At 46.2% G+C, this 22,550-nt stretch carries 16 protein-coding genes; 7 read left to right on the top strand and 9 right to left on the bottom strand.

Annotation, left to right across the window (positions count from 1 at the left end; all coding sequences use genetic code 11):
* Positions 1-284: 284 nt before the first annotated feature.
* Positions 285-5,174 (bottom strand): DUF4347 domain-containing protein, encoded by a 4,890-nt coding sequence (locus AAFP11_RS24490; RefSeq protein ID WP_341739382.1) that lies wholly within the window; start codon positions 5,172-5,174, stop codon positions 285-287.
* Between the two features lie 630 nt (positions 5,175-5,804).
* Here AAFP11_RS24490 and AAFP11_RS24495 point away from each other — a divergent pair.
* Positions 5,805-7,136, top strand: a complete 1,332-nt coding sequence (locus AAFP11_RS24495) for an FAD-binding oxidoreductase (protein WP_341739383.1) — start codon at positions 5,805-5,807, stop codon at positions 7,134-7,136.
* Between the two features lie 174 nt (positions 7,137-7,310).
* Positions 7,311-8,720: a heterodisulfide reductase-related iron-sulfur binding cluster gene (locus tag AAFP11_RS24500; protein WP_341739384.1), complete on the top strand. Its 1,410-nt coding sequence runs from the start codon at positions 7,311-7,313 to the stop codon at positions 8,718-8,720.
* A 218-nt stretch (positions 8,721-8,938) separates the two neighbouring features.
* Here AAFP11_RS24500 and larE read toward each other — a convergent pair whose 3' ends face one another.
* From larE to fraC, 5 genes are all read right to left on the bottom strand, one after another.
* Positions 8,939-9,766 (bottom strand): ATP-dependent sacrificial sulfur transferase LarE, encoded by an 828-nt coding sequence (larE, locus tag AAFP11_RS24505; protein ID WP_341739385.1) that lies wholly within the window; start codon positions 9,764-9,766, stop codon positions 8,939-8,941.
* Positions 9,767-9,865: 99 nt separating this feature from the next.
* Positions 9,866-10,708, bottom strand: a complete 843-nt coding sequence (locus AAFP11_RS24510) for a Uma2 family endonuclease (RefSeq protein ID WP_341739386.1) — start codon at positions 10,706-10,708, stop codon at positions 9,866-9,868.
* Between the two features lie 227 nt (positions 10,709-10,935).
* The gene (locus AAFP11_RS24515; RefSeq protein WP_341739387.1) at positions 10,936-11,709 is read right to left on the bottom strand and encodes an ABC transporter permease; all 774 of its coding nucleotides are present in this window, start codon (positions 11,707-11,709) and stop codon (positions 10,936-10,938) included.
* Between the two features lie 78 nt (positions 11,710-11,787).
* The gene (locus AAFP11_RS24520; RefSeq protein ID WP_341739388.1) at positions 11,788-12,786 is read right to left on the bottom strand and encodes a DUF5357 family protein; all 999 of its coding nucleotides are present in this window, start codon (positions 12,784-12,786) and stop codon (positions 11,788-11,790) included.
* A 243-nt stretch (positions 12,787-13,029) separates the two neighbouring features.
* Positions 13,030-13,548, bottom strand: coding sequence for a filament integrity protein FraC (gene fraC, locus AAFP11_RS24525; RefSeq protein ID WP_341739389.1), 519 nt, complete (start codon positions 13,546-13,548; stop codon positions 13,030-13,032).
* 252 nt (positions 13,549-13,800) lie between these two features.
* Between fraC and AAFP11_RS24530 the strand changes: the two genes are divergently transcribed.
* From AAFP11_RS24530 to AAFP11_RS24540, 3 genes are all read left to right on the top strand, one after another.
* Positions 13,801-14,934: a cob(I)yrinic acid a,c-diamide adenosyltransferase gene (locus AAFP11_RS24530; RefSeq protein ID WP_340523015.1), complete on the top strand. Its 1,134-nt coding sequence runs from the start codon at positions 13,801-13,803 to the stop codon at positions 14,932-14,934.
* Between the two features lie 151 nt (positions 14,935-15,085).
* Positions 15,086-15,283, top strand: coding sequence for a hypothetical protein (locus AAFP11_RS24535; RefSeq protein ID WP_341739390.1), 198 nt, complete (start codon positions 15,086-15,088; stop codon positions 15,281-15,283).
* The gene (locus AAFP11_RS24540; protein WP_341739391.1) at positions 15,283-17,298 is read left to right on the top strand and encodes a calcium-binding protein; all 2,016 of its coding nucleotides are present in this window, start codon (positions 15,283-15,285) and stop codon (positions 17,296-17,298) included. Before AAFP11_RS24535 ends, AAFP11_RS24540 begins: the two co-directional genes overlap by 1 nt.
* Positions 17,299-17,710: 412 nt before the next feature.
* Here the strand turns inward: AAFP11_RS24540 and AAFP11_RS24545 are convergent, their stop codons facing one another.
* Entirely contained in the window at positions 17,711-18,988 is a 1,278-nt protein-coding gene (locus AAFP11_RS24545; protein WP_341739392.1) for a lipid-A-disaccharide synthase, read from the bottom strand.
* Between the two features lie 36 nt (positions 18,989-19,024).
* On the opposite strand from AAFP11_RS24545, the gene AAFP11_RS24550 reads away from it, so the two are divergent.
* Both AAFP11_RS24550 and AAFP11_RS24555 read left to right on the top strand, forming a co-directional pair.
* Complete coding sequence (locus AAFP11_RS24550; RefSeq protein ID WP_341739393.1) at positions 19,025-19,501, top strand: ankyrin repeat domain-containing protein; 477 nt, start codon at positions 19,025-19,027, stop codon at positions 19,499-19,501.
* A 79-nt stretch (positions 19,502-19,580) separates the two neighbouring features.
* Complete coding sequence (locus AAFP11_RS24555) at positions 19,581-20,324, top strand: Uma2 family endonuclease (protein ID WP_341739394.1); 744 nt, start codon at positions 19,581-19,583, stop codon at positions 20,322-20,324.
* A 180-nt stretch (positions 20,325-20,504) separates the two neighbouring features.
* On the opposite strand, the gene AAFP11_RS24560 is transcribed toward AAFP11_RS24555, so the two are convergent.
* Together AAFP11_RS24560 and AAFP11_RS24565 are read right to left on the bottom strand one after the other, a co-directional pair.
* Positions 20,505-22,085: a DHA2 family efflux MFS transporter permease subunit gene (locus tag AAFP11_RS24560; RefSeq protein ID WP_341739395.1), complete on the bottom strand. Its 1,581-nt coding sequence runs from the start codon at positions 22,083-22,085 to the stop codon at positions 20,505-20,507.
* A gap of 105 nt (positions 22,086-22,190) precedes the next feature.
* A partial coding sequence (locus AAFP11_RS24565; protein ID WP_341739396.1) for an MFS transporter occupies positions 22,191-22,550 on the bottom strand: 360 nt, incomplete at its 5' end.

Below are 22,550 nucleotides of genomic sequence, written 5' to 3' on the forward strand. Positions count from 1 at the left end.
GACTCTTTCCCCCCCCCTTTTTAAGGGGGGCTGGGGGGGATCTTTGGGTTTGAAAACACGCCCTAGGGGGGGGTGGGGATTTAGGGGGATCTAGACTGGTGCATATGTGTTTTGTAAATATATTCGTAGGGGCGAAGCATGACCGCTGTAAATCTCTGGCGACAGCTAATAAATTGTCTGCGGTCATGCTTCGCCTATGCGAAATCGGGATGCTCTATTTCATTCTCAAGAAAACGAGGATTTTGTAGGGGTAGTGGATGGTGCGTGCCTACCCCGCTGCTGCTCTAAGCTAAATTGAAATTAGCGGCACTAATCGCACTTGCAGACACCCCATTCAGAGAAGCTAAAATTTCACCTGTTGCTGACAAACGGATGAAAGTAGCACTGTTTTCTTGAGTAATTGACAATTGCGAGAAAGTGAGATTATTGCCCAGTATTAGCAAATCTTTGCCATCCTCAAAATCCAAGATAGTATCGATACCAGAATTGGTAGAAAGCAAGAATTTATCATTACCAGCACCTCCTGTCAAAATATCACTTCCCAAACCGCCTGTGAGCAAATCATCACCCTTACCTCCCAGCAGAATATCGTTGCCATCACCGCCATTCAAAATGTCGGCACCGCGACTGCCAAACAAGGCATCATTTCCGCTACCTCCCAGCAGAATATCATTACCTTTGCCGCCGAAAAGCGAGTCATTGCCGAGGCTACCGTCGAGGTAATCATTGCCCCTCATCCCCATCAAAACATCATTTGCGCTGCCACCAGTCAGGATATCGTCGCCATTTGTACCGATAATTGCGTCGGGCGAATTGCTGCCCAAATCAGCATCGCCGGTGACAACAGGAGTCGCAAGCCCAGCAGGTGTTGTTATAGTTTCAATTTTGGTGTCTAAAGCAGCAGCAGTATTTTCAGAAACTACTTGAGAAATTGTCTTAGTTCCCGCACCAACAGCTTTGAAATCTTGAGTAGTTTGGCCCAAAGTTACTTTTTGGACGCGGGCGACTGCTTCAGGAATGGATGTTCCTGTTGTGCTGGAGACAGCGGCATCAATGCGTTGATTGGCTGTTGCCATTACAGTCGCAGCTTGTGAGGAAATTTGGGTAAAGTTTTGAGTGTTAAAACTGGAGTCAACTTGCTTGATTCTACTGACAGCTTGCTGAATAATTGGTTCTAAATCTGCTGCATTGCTCAGATTTAAAACAGTACCAGATTGAACTCTACTCGTAATTGAACTGACAACTGCCTTGACAATATCCTTAGTTAATGCACTAGAAGCACCGTCAATCAAAGCGCTAGTTTGAGTGATGAAGTTTTGGACTTTCACCATTGCGGATAAAGTTGCAATACCCCCTGGCTGGTTGTTGTTGGTAGCCGCGATCGGATCGAAGCTAGTTAGGTCAACATTAGCGGGGATAGCAAGGGATTTTTTGACGGAAGATTGTGCTGATTCTGATGTCAATCCTTTGTCGATTAAGTCTGCGACCAAGCTGGTTAAGAGCGTGACAACAGTAGCATCTGGTGGTGCGGTGACTGGTGTTTCTAGCGGTAAACCCGTGGCGGTGTCGATGCCACCTATGGCCACTAGATTGCCTTCTTCTGGGTCAATTTCTCCATTTTGATTTTTGTCGAAAATGTTGGAGGCGAGATTCAGCTCGAATTCACCATTAGGGGTAGTTGTGGCAGACGGTTCGTTAGCATCGATTATGCCGTTTTTGTTAGCATCAAAGAAGATAGTAGAACCAGCAATGTAACCATCAATCACAAAACCGCCGAAATTGAAACTCTTGAACCGAACGAGTTCGCTAACACTGGCACCTGATGAATCCGTTCCCGTTACCTTCAGCCAATAGTTGAAAGATTTTGGGCGACTCGCATCTAAATTGATAGTACGGGTTTCGGGATTGAAAGTTAACCATGAGGGGAGAGGAATTTGAGGAAAACTTAACCCATCTACCGGCTGGCGATAGGAACCGTCGCTGAGGGATCTCTCCCAAGTGAATGCAGACTCATTCAAAGCATTGTAATCTGTCAGACCGATCGTATAACTAACGCGATCGCCCGGATCGGGGTCAGTATCGGTATTTGCAGCGAAGATCAACTCATTGGTTTTGGAACCTCCTTGCGACAAGACAGGACGATTTACAACTGGCGGGCGGTTGTTAGGTGTGGGCGTTGGTGTTGGAGTTGGTATTGGTATTGGTATTGGTATTGGTATTGGTATTGGTGTTGGTGTTGGTGTAGGCGTGACTGGTGTTGGTGTGGGCGTTGGTGTAGGCGTGACTGGTGTCGGCGTGACTGGTGTCGGTGTGGGTGTTGGTGTCGGCGTGACTGGTGTCGGTGTGGGCGTTGGTGTTGGCGGTGTTGGTGTTGGTGTCGGCGGTGTCGGTGTTGGCGTGACTGGTGTCGGTGTTGGCGTGACTGGTGTCGGCGTCGGTGCCGGCGTCGGTGCCGGCGTCGGTGCAGTGTAATTAATAATAGTTGTGGTAGCGGTATCAGCGGTAATTGTCGGTGTTACCGCTGCGATACCTGTGGCCTCCGACAGGGTGACGGTAATAGTTTCATCGGGTTCCACCGTGGTGTCGCCCAACACATCCAGAGTGATAGTTTTTGATGTTTCACCAGTCGCAAAATTAATCGTGCCAGTAGCATTCCTTGCCCCAGAAGTGCCGCCGATATTGTTATAATCGCTGCCGTTGGTAGCAGTTCCTCCTATTGCATATTTGACGCTACTTGCCCCGTTAGTGACGTTGCTGCGAGTCACAGTGAAAGTTAGAGGTTTTTTGCCGCTATTGCCTTCGTCAATGCTGGCAGTACCGGCAGCAATGGCATAAGTAACAAAAACCTGATCTGAAATAGTTAGAGTTGTTTTCTTTGTAGATCCGGCAATCGCACCTGTAATTGTACCCAAGTTGAAAATTACAGTTTCGGGGTTTTCCGAGAGATTGTCAGGCTTGATAGTAACTGCAACATTCTTGGTGAGTGCGTCACCTGTTGCACCTGCGGGGAAGGTAATCGAAGTAGGGGAAAAGGTGTAGTCTGTATTTTGGGTGGCGGTGCTGCTGGAGTCGAGGAGAATTGGCACAACTACATCGTTTAAGGGAGTGCCGCCGGTGATGTTGACGGGAATATTAACTACTGTGTCTGTTGTTCCTTCCACGCCGCTGTAAGTTGCCGCACCGAAATTAACTGTATTCGATGTATTCAGCAGAATTGAGAGATTTTGACTGTAAGCCGTAGCTATATCCAACTTCCCGTCAGCATTAAAATCTCTCGCAATCATATAAACATATGCGGAAGAACTCGGTATCGTAAATTGACTGAGATTACCAAATTTACCCGTACCATCTCCTGACAAGACTGAAAGGGAAGCACCCAAGTTGTTAGACGTGGCTAAATCGAGTTTGCCGTCGCCATTAAAATCCCCTGCAACCACAGATTCGGGCTGTCCTCCAGAAGTTATGACATTAAAGTTGTTAGCAGTATCAAAATTACCCGTACCATCTCCCAAGAAGACTGAGACAGATTTATCGAAGTTGTTATTGGCGGCGATATCGAGTTTGCTGTCGCCATTAAAGTCGCCTGTGACGACAGTTCGCTGACTCGCGCCACTAAAGCTAGTGGCGGAGGTAAGGTTAACGGGGGAGTTAAAGTTGCCTTTACCATCTCCTAAGAAAACGGAGATGTTATTAGTCTTTTCATTGTTCGACGTGACTAAATCGAGTTTGCCATCGCCGTTAAAGTCGGCTGTGGCAACAGTAGACTTGCGTGTTTGTGTATTAATCTTAACGGGAGTCCCAAAGCTACCAGTACCGTCTCCCAAAAGTATTGAAATGTAATTATCGTTCTCAGGAGTTGTGGCTAAATCTAACTTGCCATCTCCATTAAAGTCGCCGGTTACGATCGAACTATGATCTATATTTACACCAAAGTTGGTAGGATCGCCAAAACTACCAGTACCTGTCCCCAGTCGGATGGAAAGGAAATTGCCGTTATCTCCGAAATAGTAAGAATTCGTTACAGCTAAATCGAGTTTGCCGTCTTTATTAAAGTCACCCACTGCAACGCCAGAGGGATTCTCCTTACCTCCTGGCTTCAATAAGCTGATAGGAGTACCAAAGCTGCCCGTAGTACCCGTCCCCAACAATATGAAAATATCTGATAAGTAGGTTGTCACTACTAAGTCGAGGAAACCGTCACCATTAAAATCGCCCGTACCAATGTCAGAAATACTTCGTTGGCCCACAGTATAGTTTCTGGCTTCACTGAAGGTGGCAAGGACGTGGTTGTATGCTGCTAGAACTTCGGGCCGAAATGCTAAAGGTGCTGCAATTTTCCCGGTTGTCGTTTCTAGTTTCCAGTCGCCACCTTTTGCTGCGCTGCCGGTGAGGTTTTTGGAGGCGGCAACGTTGGTATTTGTGAGTTGGGCGATGCGCTGGATGAAGGTTCCGCCGTTCGTTTCAACCCCCGTCTCATAGCAAAAGTCCTCTGAAGAGGACTGAATAGCCTCGCCCTCGCCCGCAGGTCCGCCGTTCGTTTCAACCCCCGTCTCATAGCGAAAGTCCTCTGAAGAGGACTGAATAGCCTCGCCCTCGCCCGCAGGTCCGCCGTTCGTTTCAACCCCCGTCTCATAGCGAAAGTCCTCTGAAGAGGACTGAATAGCCTCGCCCTCGCCCGCAGGTCCGCCGTTCGTTTCAACCCCCGTCTCATAGCGAAAGTCCTCTAAAGAGGACTGAATAGCGAGCTTGTTTTCAGTCGGTTTCAACCGACTTGCGCTATGAGACGGGGGTTGAAACGAACGGCGGACTTTGAGGGAAGCGCGAGGTGTTGATGCGACATTGCAACCGTAAATCAGAATGTCCGCACCGACAGTTAAAGCACTCCGCCACTGCTGCAACTTCTCGGCATAACTTTCCAGATTGTCAGAACCCAATCTGGTTTTGCCCAGTTGCAAGCTGCCCGGAGCACCGTGAGAAATGATGTGAATGCTGTCTATATTGCTGCGAAGAGCTAAAATTTGAGTGATTTGGTCGATCGCATCCCGGTTCCCATCCAAAACCACTACTTCCGTACCCGGTGTTACCCCCGCAATCAAACTTTGATAATCTGTAACCAGGCGATCGATAAAGGCGATCGCACTTCCTGAAACTTGAGTTTTTAAGTTTGGCATCATACACCTAATGCTGAGTTGAAAAAAGAGTCAAAATTTGTTGTACCAACGATAACGGCTTATTGCCTAAAGATCTGTAAAGATTTGATAAAAATGTATTGATACATAGTCACTCGATCGACCTTTCGAGCGAAATGCTGGGGGAGCATCCCGATTTTGCATAGGCGAAGCATGACCGCAGACAATTTATTAGGGATCACCAGAGATTTACAGCGGTCATGCTTCGCCCCTACGAATTTCTATTAAATCAGATGACTATTTGAGAACGTGAGTGAGTTCTCATCGACTTCTCATCGACTTTTCAATACTCCCTTCCCCGTGCAACACAATCGTGTCAGAATACAAAGCGAAGCATCGAGTGAGATCCTTCAGTTTCTTCATTTAGTCCAGAATGACAGAACTACGTTAAAATGTGTAGTGCCAGTTTAATGGGTCGTTGCATAAAATTCGATCCCCCCTAGCCCCCCTTAATAAGGGGGGGACAAGAAGCACTCAAAGTCCCCCTTATTAAGGGGGGGACAAGAAGCACTCAAAGTCCCCCTTATTAAGGGGGATTTAGGGGGATCAAGATATGTGCAACGACCCATTAAATTGGTATGAGTCCCGTTGAATATAAAATCTACTATTAGTTGAATGAAATCAGTTTATACAGTAAATTTGGCACAGATCCAAGAACTAGAAAGTATTGTGGATGCTGCTAGTGTCTCTTCCTGGCAAGATACAGAAGCATTTTGGCAAGAAAGACTCGAAATAGCAGTTAGCCCAGACACACACATTGACTGCATTGTTTATCCCAATACCCAGGAAGAACTCGCGGCTGTGATTGCTTGGGCTGGGCAAAATAGTTATGCTGTTCTGCCTTGTGGTGGCGGCAGTAAACTGGATTGGGGCGGTTTGGTCAAATTAGACTCGAATCTCCGACTCATGGCTGTCAACACTTCGCGCCTGAATCGATTGATAGAACACGCTGTGGGCGATTTAACCGTGACTGCGGAGGCGGGGATGAAGTTTGCGGATTTACAGCAAGTTTTAGCCGTAGCAGGTCAATTTTTGCCGATCGATCCCGCCTATCCACAGCAAGCAACCTTGGGTGGCATTGTCGCTACTGCTGACGCGGGTTCCCTGCGCCATCGCTATCGGGGGGTTCGGGATATGCTGTTGGGAATGACTTTTGTGCGATCGGACGGTAAAATTGCCACTGCGGGCGGCCGAGTAGTCAAAAACGTCGCCGGTTACGATTTAATGAAACTATTTACTGGTGCTTACGGCACTTTAGGTATCATTAGTCAAGTCACTTTCCGAGTTTATCCCCTCCCCGTCGCCTCCGAAACAGTTCTCTTGACTGGGGCACCAGGGCCTTTAACTCAAGCAACCCAAATCCTTTTATCTTCGGCTTTGACTCCCACAGCCGTGGATTTACTATCGCCGGATTTAGTAGCCAAATTAGGTTTAGGAAAGGGCCTAGGATTAATAGTCAGATTTCAAAGTATCCCAGAGAGTGTTAAACAACAATCAGCCCGCTTGCGGGAAGTTGGCGAAAAGTTGGGTTTGCAAGGGGCTAGCTGGGGCGAAAATGATCAGAAGCAATTATGGCAAACATTGCCAGAAACTATCTGGAATCATACCCAAGACTCTCCGATTATTTGCAAAATAGGAGTCAGGCCCTCCGAAGCTGTCAAGGTAATGGACGAATTGCCCATTCAGGATGCTGTGATTCATGCAGGTAGCGGTTTGGGGATTTTGCGCTTTGATCAGACTGTGACTGCGGAAACACTGTTGCAAATACGCCGAGTCTGTGAAGCTAAAGCAGGTTTTTTGACTGTTTTGGCTGCGTCTCCTGCTCTCAAGCAACAGTTGGATGTTTGGGGCTATACTGGAAGTGCGATCGATCTTATGCGCCGGATTAAGCAACAGTTTGACTCGGAGAATATTTTGAGTCCACATCGCTTTGTTGATGGTATTTAGTTTAAAGTTTGTAGTAAGGACATTAGTTTTTATTGAATCCTAGTCTGAATCGTTTGTGAACCAGATTCTTTTTTAACGAACCGCGAAGGCGCGAAGAGCGCGAAGGAAGAGAAAAGAAAAGAAGTGTTTGAAGGGATAAAGTCTTTACTACTAACCACAATAATTAGGTAATATATGCAAATTTCTGAAAAATCTACACTTCCCAGCGACAATTTAAAACCAGCTAAGGAAAGCAATTTTCTAGCACAAAATCCCCATTTACAAATTCCAGAATTACAGGGTTTTGATACTAATAATCCTCCGAATCCTAAATTAATCGATACTTGCGTGCACTGTGGTTTTTGTTTGTCCACTTGTCCTAGTTATCGGGTACTGGGTAAAGAAATGGATTCCCCCAGAGGCCGCATTTATTTGATGGATGCGATTAACGAAGGTGAAGCTCCTTTGAATGAAGCAACTTCCCAGCATTTTGATACTTGTTTGGGCTGTTTGGCCTGCGTTACTACTTGTCCGTCGGGTGTACAATACGATAAATTAATTTCCGCCACACGTCACCAAGTTTCTCGGAATCAGGAACGCTCTTTTTCTGATAAAGTAATTCGCACTCTGATTTTTAATCTCTTCCCTTATCCTCACCGATTACGGCCTTTGCTTGTACCGCTGTTTATTTATCAAAAATTAGGACTGCCAAAACTGATTCGCAAAACAGGTTTGCTGAAAAAAGTATTTCCCCGCTTGGCGGCGATGGAATCAATTTTGCCGCAGGTAACAGTTGATTCTTTCCGGGATAATTTACCAGAGGTAATTCCAGCCCAAGGGGAAAAACGCTATCGAGTCGGCGTGATTTTAGGCTGTGTGCAGCGGCTATTGTTTTCGCCGGTTAATGAAGCTACGGTGCGGGTTTTAACGGCTAATGGTTGTGAGGTTGTGATTCCGAAAAGTCAGGGATGTTGTGCTGCTTTACCGGAACACCAAGGACAAGCGCAACAGGCACAAACTTTGGCGAGACAAATGATTGACAGCTTTGAAAATACGGGTGTCGATTTTGTGATTATCAATGCTGCGGGTTGTGGTCACACTTTGAAAGAATACGGTCATATTTTAGCTGATGACGATGCCTATCGGCAGAAAGCTGAGGCTTTTGCGGCTAAGGTTAAGGATGTGCAAGAGTTTTTGGTAATGGCGGGTATGACGGCAAAACTTCATCCTTTGGTGGACGGAGATTTGACAATTGTTTATCAGGATGCTTGTCATTTGTTGCACGGACAAAAGATTAGTGCTCAACCTCGTCAGTTGTTGCAACAAATTCCGGGAGTGAAGTTAAAAGAACCTATGGATGCTGCTTTGTGCTGCGGGAGTGCGGGTGTTTATAATCTGTTGCAGCCGGAGGTAGCTGATGAATTGGGACAGCAAAAGGTGGAGAATTTGCTGAATACTGGAGCGGAGTTGATTGCTTCTTCTAATCCTGGTTGTTCGCTACAAATTAAGAAGCATTTGGAGTTGCAGGGAAAGGCAGTTTGTTTGATGCACCCCATGGAGCTTTTAGATTATTCTATGAGAGGTATTAAATTGCAGAGGAAGTAGTAATAGGTAATAGGTAATAGGTAATGCCCTATACCCTTCCCCCCCTGGGGGGGTCAGGGGGCAGGGTGGATTAATTGTCGCAGGAGCAAGGTATTATAGTATTGGCGATCGGGTTTGACCGATCGCCAATACTATCAAGAGCGGGCCTGCATCAGTAATGAATTAGTGCCCAGAGTGCCTAACACCATGTTGTACTCACACTTTTGCAGGAGAACTAATCAACCTTTTTTTTGCAACAACTCCGGCTGCAAAACCTGATTTAATTTGCCGCTGCGAAATCCCTCCAAATCCAAAGTCGCGTAAACAAAACCAAACTCTTGAAATACGGCCACCAATGCAGACAAATCTTGCTTTAACACAAATTCCTTAATCTCCTCGGCTGGTAACTCAATGCGCGCCGTATCTTGGTCCGATCGCACTCGCAGATTTTTCAGTCCCAACTGCCGCAAATACCGTTCAGCGCGCCCAACTCTTTGCAACTTGGCCGCGGTGATTTCTTCACCGTAGGGAAAGCGCGAACTCAGACAAGGTTGAGCTGGTTTGTCCCACCATGGCAAATTTAATTCTTTTGCCAATTGTCGCACTTCAAATTTAGCCATGCCGACTTCTGCCAAAGGCGATCGGGCCCCCCGTTCCTTCGCCGCCACAATTCCCGGACGATAATCCTTTAAATCATCAGCATTAACCCCATCCACCACATAAGGATAACCCTTAGCGAGTGCTAGCGGTTTCAAAGTATCGTGCAGTTCGCTTTTGCAAAAATAGCAGCGATTAACCGGGTTAGAAGTGTAATTAGGATTTGCCATTTCTTGAGTTTCCACCTCTGCGTGGGCAATCCCAATTTCTGCTGCTTGAATCCGCGCATCTTCTAAATCTTCTGGCAATAAAGATGGGGAAACTGCTGTCACGGCCAAAGCGCGATCGCCCAAGACATCAAAAGCAATTTTTGCCACCAAAGTGCTATCAATACCGCCAGAGTAGGCAATCAGCGCCCAATCCATTTCTGCGAATATAGTTTGTAATTTTGCGAGTTTTTCGACTAACATGATTTCAATTTTGATTGCTGTAAAATGCGATCGATATTAGAGCCCCGACTTCTTCTTGAAGTCGGGAGCCTGAGAGTTTGGTTTTTTAAGTAGGTTTACTTATTCTGGATCGATGCCAAGGGCGGCTAATCTAGCCAAAAGCTCTTGATTGCGCTGTCTTTCCTGTTCCAGCAGAGTCTGGACTAACTCTTTTTCTTGGCTTTGGGCTTCTGCGCGCTGGCGTTCGGCTTCTGCGCGCTGGCGTTCGGCTTCTGCCCGCTGGCGTTCAGCTTCTGCCCGCTGGCGTTCAGCTTCTGCGCGTTCTTCTGGCCACAACAGCAACTCCCCAGCCCTATTCCACCAGCGCAGCCAATTTCCGGTTCTACCTTCGCGAGTACCCACCCAAACTCCCAAAAACAGATCCAATCCAGGTATCAAATAACGCCCATTTTCATCTGGTTCTTGATTGTTGTATCGCTCCGATTCCAGGGCATAGACTTCTATTCTGCCCGTATGCGGTCGAAAAATCACATAGCGAGGAACTTTGATTACTTGTTCATAAAAAAACCACTTACCGATTTCTTCTGTATGTTCGACAGAGTATTCATCACCGTAAGTAGCTGAGAGAAATTCCATCACTACAGAAGGCACTGTTCCTTCGGTATGAGGCGTGTAACTACGACGGGGATAGTTATGAGGCCAAGCTTGCACGGGGCGCACGTACATCCAGTCTGGGCCTTTGCAAATAGTGCGATCGTCCACAGCAGCACACAATGCAAAATTAGAAACTATCAGTGCGTCTTGTATTAGTTCCGGGCAATCCACTACAGACTGGCGTAAACCATTCGCGATTAAAGGATGTTCTATATTTTCCACGGGGTCATCTGGTAGAATAAAATCATCTGGTAGCAGCGGCCAGGTAATTTTTAGCTGTGATATTGGTTTGTGAATTACAGCAGTCATAGGACACCTCATTTTACCAATAAAAGTTTTATTTTTAGTCGAGATTGGCGATCGATAATCTTTTCTATATTCTAGCTGACCAATTCAATTTTACTGCACCCGCTGAAGGTATATAGCAATCCTTGCAGGAGTCGTAAATTTTTTTACCCCACCCCAGCCCTCCCCTTAGCAAGGGGAGGGAGTAAGAAATTCACAAATGATGCGAGGATTGCTATAGAAGATGAGGCTTAAAATTCTCTACGTGAAAATATAGCAACAGAAATTGACAGCAGCAGCACCCCATACAACAAACCATAGCCGACATTTGTAATCATAGCCGCTAAGTAAGGAACTTGTCCGTAAACAGCATCATTTCTCAAATTAAATCTAGCCAAATCGGGCAAAATCAGATAAAGTCCCATCATCAATTGTTCAATACCAGGATTCTTAGTTAACTTACCCAAAGCCACTAAATCCCGCGTTGAATTTCCCACTAAATAGACACCAAATGTCAGTAAACTTGCTAGCAACGAACTACTAAAAACTCCCAATAAAATCCCTACAGCCGCGACCAAACACAGTTCAAACCAGATGAATAGTGAAGCTATTAAAATGCTTTGCAAAGGGTAATTAATGCGACTCAAACTCATAATTACCAGATAAATAACAGTCATGGCCGCCACCAGGACACCTAGTACCGCCGACAGCCCTAAGTGTTTACCAACAATTAATTCAGCGCGACTTATCGGCTTGGCAATTAACAGGTAAACAGTGCGTTTTTCAATTTCTTTGTTTACCAATCCAGTAGCAACAAAGACTGTGACAATTAGACCGAAAATACTAATAGCTGCCAAGCCAGTATCTAAGATAATTTTTTGCTCTGTTGTTGCCGCCAATTCCGGGATTAACCGCACTGTTGCTGCCATCAACAGAGCAAAAATAACGATTAAGTAAAGAATGCGATCGCGAATTACTTCCCAAAATACATTAATGGCAACTGTCAAAATTCTTCGGAGATTCATTTACTAGCTAATTGGTAATTGGTTTGAGAACCCCGACAACTTCTGGAGAGTCGGGGTTATTGGTATTTAGCAGCAGGATCAAACTTGACTATCTCCTCCACTTCCATTCTTTTTTAGCCCCGGCTTAGAGCGTTTGATAGCCCCACAGTCTACCGTCGCCGCATTACCAATATTTATCACTTCGCAGGACTGGGTAAAGGAATATATTTCCGGTCTAAAAACCAGTCCTAGCCAAGTAGCTTGCATCTCTAACTGATAACGAGACTCTCCTTGGACGATGGAAGTTTTGACATCCCAACTCCCATCTTCTGGAACTATCTGAAGTTTTTTCAACGCTTCATTTTTGAGGAAAAATCGCTCGTTGTCAATATCTATCAGCATTTGTTCTATCTGCGCCCAAGGTTTGGTTGCTGCTTGATTTTTGAGATATTTTTCCATTTCATTGAGGATAATTACACCTCTAGAACGATTAATTGTTGGGCCTTGAAATGTCACTAAATAATGACTTTCTTTCATATTTTGTGACAAAACACTTGGATAATCTTGCAGCCAACCTTGAATCAAAAAGTGGAAAGCAAACCAACAAGAAATCATCACATGAATCAGGGTTAAAATTAAAAATTCCGGTTGAATTAGCGACTTAATTTTGTCCCATTTGGATTCACTATTCCAAATTTCTATGGCCGCGAGAACCACTACTGCGATCAGCGGTCCTGCTATCCATGCTATGGGGCGATTATCTGGCGGCAATCTGACTAATAGCCACAGGCCAACTAAGACACTTGTCACCCACGGACTAATACTGACTCCGTAAATCACAAAAGGTGGCTGACTGGTCAACAGACCCATGGAGATTATAAAAGATAACCAACTCAAATCAGCAATGGTTGTTCTGGTTGGCCCGTCTGTGATGGCTGCCACGGACAGTAATGCCAACAATATGCTAATCAGTAAAGGTGTTTTCCAGTGGACAACTTTAGGCGGAAGTATCTGCTTTTGGACTTTTTTATTGACTTCCCAAAGGTTGTTTGTCAGCTTCGTCAGTTGCTTGGTGATGTCTAAAAATTGCTTCATCATATAGAAGGAATAAGGAATAAGGAAGATGGAAGATGGAAGATGGAAGATGGAACCCTAGGGATCATCTCGATTTTGCATAGGCGAAGCATGACCGCAGACAATTTGTTAGTGATAACCAGAGATTTACAACGGTCATGCTTCGCCCCTACGAATATATTTGCAAAACACAGATGCACCCGAACCCTAGGTCATAATTTCAGGGATTAAGTAATTCTTAATTCCTGAGAAAATTACTAGATTTTTTTAATTAGATGTTTGCAAAAATAACAAGGTTAGAATGACACAATTGCTAACTGTATGGGCAATTAACATTGCGCCAAAAACAGTGGTTACTTGGAAAGTTTTTTGGGGAGGACGCTTGGTGAGGCTGGGTGGCCCTATGAACTGAGGCTTAGAAGTTTTTTTAGTACCAGCCACCAAATTTTGGAGAAATTCTAATCCTTCCCACTTGGCCAAAAAAGTGATTGCTAAAAGTAATACAGCAATCAGAGTTATGGCTGGGTAAATATCGCGGCCCCCTCCTAAGATCGTGTAATCTATGAGCTGTTCTCGCAGGTCTTTTGGCATCACGCTTTCAAGGCCGAAGAAAAGGAACCAACCTAGACAGGCGCAAGATAAATTGAGGATGGTTGTATATTCAACGCTGGTTTTGGGGTCTAGTTTAAGTAGTTTTTGTAGGAACCACGATTCGATCGCGATCGCCACAAACAAAATTAAAATTTGCAGCAAAACAGTCGGAAATGGAAAAACACTGGCAATCATAAAGTTTACAACTATAACGGCTGGGTAGAATCTATTCCGCCACCGGGCACAAACAGGACGACAACGATCGAGCTAATTTGCCCTCTTGATATTTTCAGCCTGGACATTTTCCCCAATCTGTCGGACATGGCATGGTAGCAGATTTTCAGCTTGTTTATAGTATAATATGTCGAGATCCATTAACAGGATGGAAACATTAAAACATTAAATTCCCTCAGCTACCGACCCCAAGACAGACTAAAATAATTGATTATGGTAAGGAATGGCATTGGTATTCGGACAGCATCATCCCGATCGGAACGCGCGGCCGGTCAGATTCACGTCTATGATGGCGCTAGCAAGGGCAAGTCTCAGGCTGCTTTAGGCGTAGTTTTGCGCTCGATCGGGCTGGGTATCAATTCAGACTCCCCCACGCGAGTCTTACTGCTGCGCTTTCTCAAGGGACCAGGCCGCTCCTACGACGAAGACGGGGCCATAGAAGCCTTGCAGCGGGCATTTCCCCACTTAATCGACCAAGTTCGGACCGGCAGGGCTGAATATTTTGGGCCAGAAGCTATCACCAGATTCGATCGCACCGAAGCCCAGCGCGGTTGGGATATCGCCAAAGGGGCGATCGCCTCGGAGCTATATTCTGTAGTGGTACTAGACGAATTAAACCCGGTTTTGGACCTAGGTTTGCTCCCAGTAGATGAAGTAGTCCAAACCCTCAAACACAAACCAGAATATCTAGAAGTAATCGCCACAGGGAGGGCTACCCCCCAAGCTTTGCTCGATATTGCTGACTTGCATTCAGAAATGAAGCCCCACCACCACCCCGCAGCAGCCGAACACAATATTTCTGGTATTGAAATATACACAGGTGCGGGGAAAGGAAAGTCTACCAGTGCTCTAGGCAAAGCTTTGCAGGCGATCGGCAGAGGTATTAGTTTAGACCAATCTCACCGGGTGTTAATCGTGCAGTGGCTCAAAGGAGGCACCGGTTATACGGAAGACGCGGCAATTGCAGCTTTGCGCCAAAGTTACCCGCAGCTAGTGGATCACCAACGGTGCGGGCGGGATGCTATAGTTTGGCGGGGGCAACAGCAAGAGTTGGACTGCACCGAAGCTGAACGGGGTTGGGAAATCGCTAAAGCGGCGATCGCCAGCGGTTGGTATAAAACAATTATTCTCGATGAACTCAATCCCACAGTAGACTTAGAATTGCTGCCGGTAGAGCCGATCGTGGAAGCCTTGCTACGCAAGCCCCGCGATACGGAAATCATTATCACCGGCCGCTGTCATAAACCCCACGCTTACTTTGATTTGGCAAGTGTACATTCAGAGGTATACTGTCACAAACACTACGGCGATCGGGGGGTAGAGCTCAAGCGCGGCGTAGACTTTTAATGCCTAGATCGGAACCACTTTTTGATCCTAAATCTCTAATTTCCCTGTTTGGACGCGATCCCACCTCGCTCATCCACCATGGAACATTCAGAATATCAATCGCGTCTTCGAGAGCGTAAGCACCTCCGAGGGTCCAATTAGGATCATTAAAATGGTGAAGAAATTGAAAATAAAAGCTTACAACGAAAAAATAGCCAGTCTAGAAAGTCTAGACAGAGTTAACACAACTAGACTAGACTTGCGACGAGCAAACAAGTTAAACTACAGCGGCATCCAAACATTCGGTGTTTTAGGCAGTCTCTGTAGTCGCAACAGCGATGACAAATTAAGTAGAGGAGTGAATCTGTAATGACAACGCTAAATAACAATGCTAATGTAAGGGATTTGAACGATACGGGACTCGGACCGGATACAATCTTTGCCGGAGCTGGGGCTGATTTCATCAGAACTTCTACCTTGGGCGGCAGCTTAATATTTGGCCAAGCCGATAACGATACTATCGTTTCCGTTGGCCCGAACGATACTATCTACGGTGGTGACAACGAAGACTCTATTAGATCTCAGGCTACTGGCGCCTTCCTGTTTGGCGACGGAGGCAATGATACGATAGTCGCTGAACTCTCCGCTACGATACAGGGCGGTGCGGGAGACGATGTCGTCCAAGGTACTGCCGAAGCTAACGTCATATATGGTAATGAGGGTGCAGATATACTTTTGGGCGGGAGCAAGGGCAGAGACAGCCTCTACGGTGGCAAGGGAAATGACTCCTTGGGTTTCTTCAAAGCAGGTGGAGACAACAACCTCAATCTTACGTTATCTGGAGGCTTCGGTGGCAATCAAGGAAGCAACTACTTGCGGGGTGACTCTGGTGACGACTTGGTTGTGGGTATCAATATCAGAGACACTCTCTTAGGCGGTAAAGACAAAGACACGCTGCAGGGTGTTGGCAGCAGCAGCTACATGGATGGCGGTGAGGGCGACGATTCTTTATATATTAAGAATGGCATCCAGACCCAATTCAACGCATTCAATGGTAACAACGAGACTTTGACTGCCGGCGTTGAAAAAATCACTTTGCTGGGCGGTGCTGGCAACGATACTATCACTGGCGGTTACGGCCAGTCGGGTGGTGGCAAAAACTTGTTTGACGGCGGCGACGGTAACGACAGGATCACGGTTTTCGCCACGCAGGATACCGCCCTCGGAGGTGCAGGCAATGACTTCATCGAATCGACTACTACGCCACCCACATTTAACCCATTACCTAACCCAGCGGGTCAGACATATGTAGGCTCTCGGAGTTTACTGGACGGTGGAGCGGGTAATGACACGCTGAAGGGTGGTTTTGCGTCTGATACGTTACTTGGCGGTGCAGACAACGACAGCCTGAGCGGTATCTTTAGCCTAGCTTCCGGTGGAGACGGCAACGATACTATCAATGCCAATGTTACTTTTGGTGGTACTAATCCTACTTCTATTACTCTCGAAGGCGGCCTGGGTGACGATAGCTTAATTGGCAATCTTAGTGCCGGCGTCATCAGCACCATCACCAACATCATGAATGGTGGTGGAGGAAATGACACAATCGTCTTTGGTACTGTGCGCGATACTCTGGTCGGTGACTCTGCCGGCAATGACGTCATCTACTACGCTAGCAGTGTTAATTTTGCCTCACCCAATGTTACAACTGTCAACAGGATTAACGACGACCAGGGCAACAACCTCATCTTTGGTGCCAATGGTACTGATGTCATTACTACCGGTAGCGGGAATGACACACTGTATGGCGGCCCAGCTACTCTTCCTAGCGGAGCAGTTGCAACAATTGACGGAGACGATACCTTGAATGCCGGTGGCGGCAACGACGTGTTGCTTGGCGGCTTTGGTAACGACTATTTGATCGGAGGCGATGGCGACGACTCTCTCGGTGGCGGGCCTGGTGCTGACACCCTGATTGGTGGAGCTGGTAATGACAGCTTCTACTACAACAACTTCGGCGAGGGTGTCAGTATTGGTGGCGCACCCAACTTCCTACCTACCAATACCAACCCAGACCAAATTGGTGACTTTGTGTCCGGTCAAGACAAGTTGGTGTTCCAGCAGACAGGCTTCAGCGCCTTGAACCCATTTCCTGACACCAATCGACTTTCTTCTGGGTCCTTGTTGGTGCTTGAGACTGGGGCTTACAGTAGCCGTTTTGGTCCAGCAGGGGCTGCTACCAATCAAGGATTCCTCTTCTATCAAGCTGAAGACGGACGACTAGGGTATGACCCTGATGGTACTGCTGGTCCTAACCCAGGGGTGACGCTGGCCATCCTGAACGGCAAACCGGGTCTATCGGCTTCGGATATTACCCTGATTTAATTGGGCTAGGAGTGGGCACGGTAGGATTCTGAAAAGAGCGACCCACGAATTCTCAAAACTTAATCTGTTATGTTTCGAGCTGGGGATATCTATCCCTGGCTTTTTTATTGCCATTAGGAATTAGGGCATGGGGCATGGGGCGGGGGCGGGTTTATGAGATTGTTGGTTTTTGGCAATTATGGTTGGTGAACCCGCCCCTACATCAATGGTGCGATCTGTAGGGGCGGGTTCGTCGATGAATCTTGGCAATCACAAACAATCTTAAAAAACCCGCCCCCACCCAACCAATAACCCCGATTTACTTAAGGACATCAGAAATCGGTGAACTTGGCCCGCCCCTTAGATTCCATAAGTCTTTTGCGTAGATAAGCTGCTATTACTGATGATGTATCGCGTAAATGTACCACATTATCTACAATATTTTATTATGTTCTTCATAAACCAATTCAGCGATTTTATTCGCCGCCCCGGATTCTCCTCGAACCCTCCGCAAACGATCGCCCATTTGTGCTAATTTTTCAGGATGACTCAAATAGTCGATCGCCAACCCGGCCACTGCTTCCGGTTCCAGTTTCCCAACCAACTCTGGTACAATCTCTGCTTGCGCCCAAATATTCGGCCAAGCATACAGTTTTCGCTTCCCCAATCGCCAAATTAGCCAATTAATCACCGTCGCAAAAACTGAACCAACTAAGGGCAAATTTGCCAACAATCCCGGCAAACCATCCCAAGCCTTCATCGCATCCAATTGCTGCGTTGGTAGCAAAACAATCATCGGTACAGCTAAAGAACCCAATTCGGCGGTATTGGCTCCCACAGTAGTTAAACACAAACTGCATCCTGATAGCAAATCATAGGCTGGTGTCTCAGTCCAAAGTTCTATTTGTAAGCCATTTGCTGTCATTAAAAATGGTGATTCTGTTACATGAAGTTTGGCGCTGGAGTTGGCAAATAAATGTAGACAAGGATTTTTTTCGGGGTCTGCAAAACCTGCTAAAGTTTGGATGTCTATGGTGGGAGCAACCGGAATTACAAAGCGAGTTTCCGGGCGGAGGCGATGGATGGATTGGGCGATAGACAAACACAAAGGCACGCCTAAAGCTAGTTTTGCCGCCTTTGAGCCTGGTAACAATCCAATTAGTTCTTTTGGAGGAGTTGGACGAGGCAGAGCCAAAGCATCTGCGTTTCCAGCCAGAGCCTGGGAACGAGAAACCTCGGCAATTAAATCTCCGACAACTGTAAATTTATTAGCATATTTTTGGGGTATTTTATCAATAACTTGGGGTTTCATGGCGGCAAATTTATCAATCCAGCGATACCACCTTGCCTCCCATTCTGCATAAATAACAGTGCGATATTTGAGCCTTTTACCAATAACAACTGTAAAAAATTGGTCGCCACCTAAAAATAAAACAACTCCTTTTTCATGCCAATCCCAATTTTCAACTGTTTTGCCGGATAATAGGAATGGCAAAAAATGCTCTGGTGCTTGCACTCTGTCAACTTCGGGGTAGGAACTGGCGATTTGTGCTTCTTTGCCCGTGGCGTGGGGACAGGGGGACAGGACAACGGAAATACGCACAGATGTGCGATCGCATCCTAAATGTTCTCGCAAGGCTTGTACGACGGGACGTACCCAGGTTGCTAATTCTCCGGGGCCGTTAGAGAGGACTAAAATATCTACTGCCATGGGATTTAAGATTTTAGAGGATACAAAGGAGAATATATGACCGATTTAATTAATGCCGCCAAAACTGGTGATGTTTCTACTGTAGAATCTGCGATCGAACAATGTGCAGATATCAATGCCAAAGATGAGGAAGGTGCTACGGCTTTGACGGCTGCGGCTGAGGCTGGCAATACTGAACTCGTGACAAAATTGCTCGCTGCTGGTGCCGATGTCAACAGTCAGGATAATGACGGTTGGACACCTTTAATGAGCGCGGCTGCTGCCGGACATAGAGAAATTGTACAACTTTTGTTGGAGGCGGGAGCTCAGGTGAACGCTAAAACAAATTTTGGTTTGACAGCTTTAATGAGTGCCGCTGGTAGTGGACGGACTCAAGTTGTGGAGTTTTTAATCGAGAAAGGAGCTGATATTAAGGCTAAGGATAACAACAGTTGGACTGCCTTAATTTGGGCATCTTCTGAGGGGCATAAAGACGCTGTTGAGGTGTTGAAACTAGCGCGCGATCGCAATTAAAGACTTAGCAACCGGGTTTCTCCAATAAACCCGGTTTCTGGATGATACAATTAATCAATAAATTTGCCATTTTTCTATCATGGTACTATTCGATCGAGAAATGCGTTTGCCAACTAGCGCCGAACTTCCGTCTTCGGATGATACTCCAGTGGATAACGAAAATCAAAACTTTCTTCCCAACTTACTATTATTCTTGCTCAAATTTCACTGGCGGCAGCGGAACGACTGGTTTTTTGCGGTGGATATGGGAGTTTATCACACGACTGGAGTAAGTCATCTGGTTCCAATCGTTCCTGACGGCTTCTTGAGTTTGGGTGTCGAAAGGTTCAAAGGCGATACTTTGCGCCTCAGTTACGTCCTTTGGGAAGAAAATAATATTCCCCCGATTTTTGCCTTAGAGATTGTTTCTCAAACTTACGGCGGTGAATACGATAAAAAAATTGATATTTACGCGAAGTTGGGCGTACTGTACTATGTGATTTACAACCCCTACTACTGGCGGCGAGACCAACATCAACCGTTTGAAGTTTATCGTTTGGTAAATGGCGAGTACGAACAGCAAATTGGTGAACCTTTCTGGATGCCGGAAGTGGGTTTAGGAATCGGTCGAGGTCGTTACAATGATGGAGAAACACAGTTAGAGGTTTTGTACTGGTTTGATGAACGAGGCAATAGGTATTTGACGGCTGAAGACACTGCCGATCGAGCACAGCAAAGAGCTGAGGAATCAGAACAAAGAGCGGAGGAATCAGAACAAAGAGCGGAGGAAATACAGCAGCAGCTTGCCAGATACCGCGATCGCTTTGGCGAGTTGCCCCAATAGGAAAGTGCGATCGCCCTTTTTGTTGAATGTGCGATCGTATTCCCCAGCAACAATCAGCCAAATCCCCAATAGCTTCGAGATTTCTAGCCAAGTAGAGATCAGGACTGTCAACAGTTAATTTGTAGGGTAAGTCTAGATTCCACCTGTTCCACAATAGTTATGGGAAATTATTAAACAGGTCTAATGTGCACCCGCGCCACCGCCACCAGGTTTCACTTTTTTAAAGCCCAGAATCGCAATTCCACTTAACAATAAAGCAATGCCCACAAAGTAAAAACAATCATTAAAAGCCATCACATAAGCTTCCCGGCGGACAATATTATCAATAGCCTTAATTGCCTGATCTTTCGCCACGCTGACATCAGCACCCCGACTCACAAAAAACTGAGTCATTTGATTAATTCGTTCCTGCGTCGCCGGATCGTACAAAGAAATCGATTCCCCTAAACGATTCGAGTGAAACTGCTCCCGCTGCGTCACCAAAGTGGCTAAGGCCGCAATCCCCATGGAACCTCCCATATTTCGCATCATATTAAACAAACCCGAAGCCGAACCAGCCTCGTGTTTCTCCATACCCGCAGTGGCGATCGTTGATAGCGGTACCATGATTAAAGGCTGCCCAAAAGCCCGCACTAATTGCGACCAACGTAACTGATCGATACCCGTATCGTGAGTCATGCTGGCATTCATAAAACAACTCAGCGCAAACAAACTAACACCCACAGCAATCATCAGCCGCATATCGATGCGCTGCATCAATTTCGGCACTATCGGTACGATGAATAACTGCGGTACTCCCGCCCACATAATTACCTCGCCAATTTGCATGGCATTGTACTGCTGAATTTGACCTAAATACATCGGCAAAATAAACACTGAACCGTACAATCCCACTCCCAAGGATACATTCACAATAGTAGCTAAACCGAAATTGCGACGTGTCAGCAACCGCAAGTTAATAAAAGGTTTTTTTCGCGTTAGTTCGATCCAGAAAAAAGCGCCAATAAAAATTGCAGCAATGATGCTGAGACGGACAATAAACTCCGAACTAAACCAGTCTTTTCGACTTCCTTCTTCTAAGACAACTTGCAGGGAACCCAAGCCGATCGCCATAGAGATGATTCCCCACCAGTCGCCCCCTTTTAGCAGTTCTAATTGCATCGGCTTAGGGTCAATTGCGTACCACACAGCGGCTAGCAGCAGCATTCCCGGAACCAAATTTAAATAAAACACATATTGCCAGCCGTAATTCTCTGTCAGCCATCCTCCTAATGTCGGTCCGATCGAGGGTGCAAAAGTAGCTGTCAGAGCAAACATTGCCATGCCAATTGGCTGTTTTTTGGGTGGCAAATTCGTCAGCAAAAATCCAAACGCCATTGGAATTAAAATGCCGCCTGTAAACCCCTGCAAAGCTCGAAATACAATCATTGAATTCAAGTTCCACGCCCAAGCGCAGCACATGGAAAAAAATGTGAAGAAGGCGGCATTTACTAAGATGTATCGGCGCACGGAAAAGACTTGGGACAGCCAACCTGTCATGGGAATTACGACGATTTCTGCGACGAGGTAAGCGGTGGAAATCCAAGAGCCTTCTTCTAAGGTTGCGCCTAATGCTGCTTGAATGTCTTTGAGGGAAGCGTTGGTGATTTGTATGTCTAAAACTGCCATGAATGCGCCGAGAATTGTTCCCATGACGCCGATCCAGGTTTTTAGGGGAACGCGATCGCTTTGCTGTTCTATAATTGCACTGGTATTGACCATTGGTTTTACCTCTGGTGTAATTAATTTGGATTTTTTAACCGCAGAGGGCGCAGAGGGCGCAGAGTAAGAGAGGGGAAGAGAAAAAGAGGGTTTTTTACAAGTTGTTTAGGAAATTAAACCCATTTTTTGATAGATTGGTGTAACTAGGTGTTTTAAGGCTGGCAATTGTTTGGTGAAAACTGTGGCTGCTAATACACAAATTATCCCTCCGATTAGGACTGTATTTGGTGCTCCGATATAGTTGGCTAATCCACCTGCAACTAAGTTGCCAAAGGGGGTGACTCCAAAAAAAGCCATTGTGTAAATGCTCATGACTCTGCCGCGTTTTTCGTCGTCAACTATGGTTTGCAAAAATGTGTTTCCTGCTGCAAATTGCAAGATGAAACCAATTCCTACAAACAGCATCATGATTAATGATAACCACAGGGTTTTTGACAGGGCAAAACCGATTAGTCCAAAGCCCAT

The organism is Microcoleus sp. CAWBG640, from assembly GCF_020883015.1.
GTDB lineage: Bacteria > Cyanobacteriota > Cyanobacteriia > Cyanobacteriales > Microcoleaceae > Microcoleus > Microcoleus anatoxicus.

Coding starts and splice junctions, on each gene's coding strand:
- AAFP11_RS24490 (WP_341739382.1), bottom strand. CDS start 5,174: ATGATGCCAAACTTAAAAACTCAAGTTTCAGGAAGTGCGATCGCCTTT.
- AAFP11_RS24495 (WP_341739383.1), top strand. CDS start 5,805: ATGAAATCAGTTTATACAGTAAATTTGGCACAGATCCAAGAACTAGAA.
- AAFP11_RS24500 (WP_341739384.1), top strand. CDS start 7,311: ATGCAAATTTCTGAAAAATCTACACTTCCCAGCGACAATTTAAAACCA.
- larE (WP_341739385.1), bottom strand. CDS start 9,766: ATGTTAGTCGAAAAACTCGCAAAATTACAAACTATATTCGCAGAAATG.
- AAFP11_RS24510 (WP_341739386.1), bottom strand. CDS start 10,708: ATGACTGCTGTAATTCACAAACCAATATCACAGCTAAAAATTACCTGG.
- AAFP11_RS24515 (WP_341739387.1), bottom strand. CDS start 11,709: ATGAATCTCCGAAGAATTTTGACAGTTGCCATTAATGTATTTTGGGAA.
- AAFP11_RS24520 (WP_341739388.1), bottom strand. CDS start 12,786: ATGATGAAGCAATTTTTAGACATCACCAAGCAACTGACGAAGCTGACA.
- fraC (WP_341739389.1), bottom strand. CDS start 13,548: ATGATTGCCAGTGTTTTTCCATTTCCGACTGTTTTGCTGCAAATTTTA.
- AAFP11_RS24530 (WP_340523015.1), top strand. CDS start 13,801: ATGGTAAGGAATGGCATTGGTATTCGGACAGCATCATCCCGATCGGAA.
- AAFP11_RS24535 (WP_341739390.1), top strand. CDS start 15,086: ATGGTGAAGAAATTGAAAATAAAAGCTTACAACGAAAAAATAGCCAGT.
- AAFP11_RS24540 (WP_341739391.1), top strand. CDS start 15,283: ATGACAACGCTAAATAACAATGCTAATGTAAGGGATTTGAACGATACG.
- AAFP11_RS24545 (WP_341739392.1), bottom strand. CDS start 18,988: ATGGCAGTAGATATTTTAGTCCTCTCTAACGGCCCCGGAGAATTAGCA.
- AAFP11_RS24550 (WP_341739393.1), top strand. CDS start 19,025: ATGACCGATTTAATTAATGCCGCCAAAACTGGTGATGTTTCTACTGTA.
- AAFP11_RS24555 (WP_341739394.1), top strand. CDS start 19,581: ATGGTACTATTCGATCGAGAAATGCGTTTGCCAACTAGCGCCGAACTT.
- AAFP11_RS24560 (WP_341739395.1), bottom strand. CDS start 22,085: ATGGTCAATACCAGTGCAATTATAGAACAGCAAAGCGATCGCGTTCCC.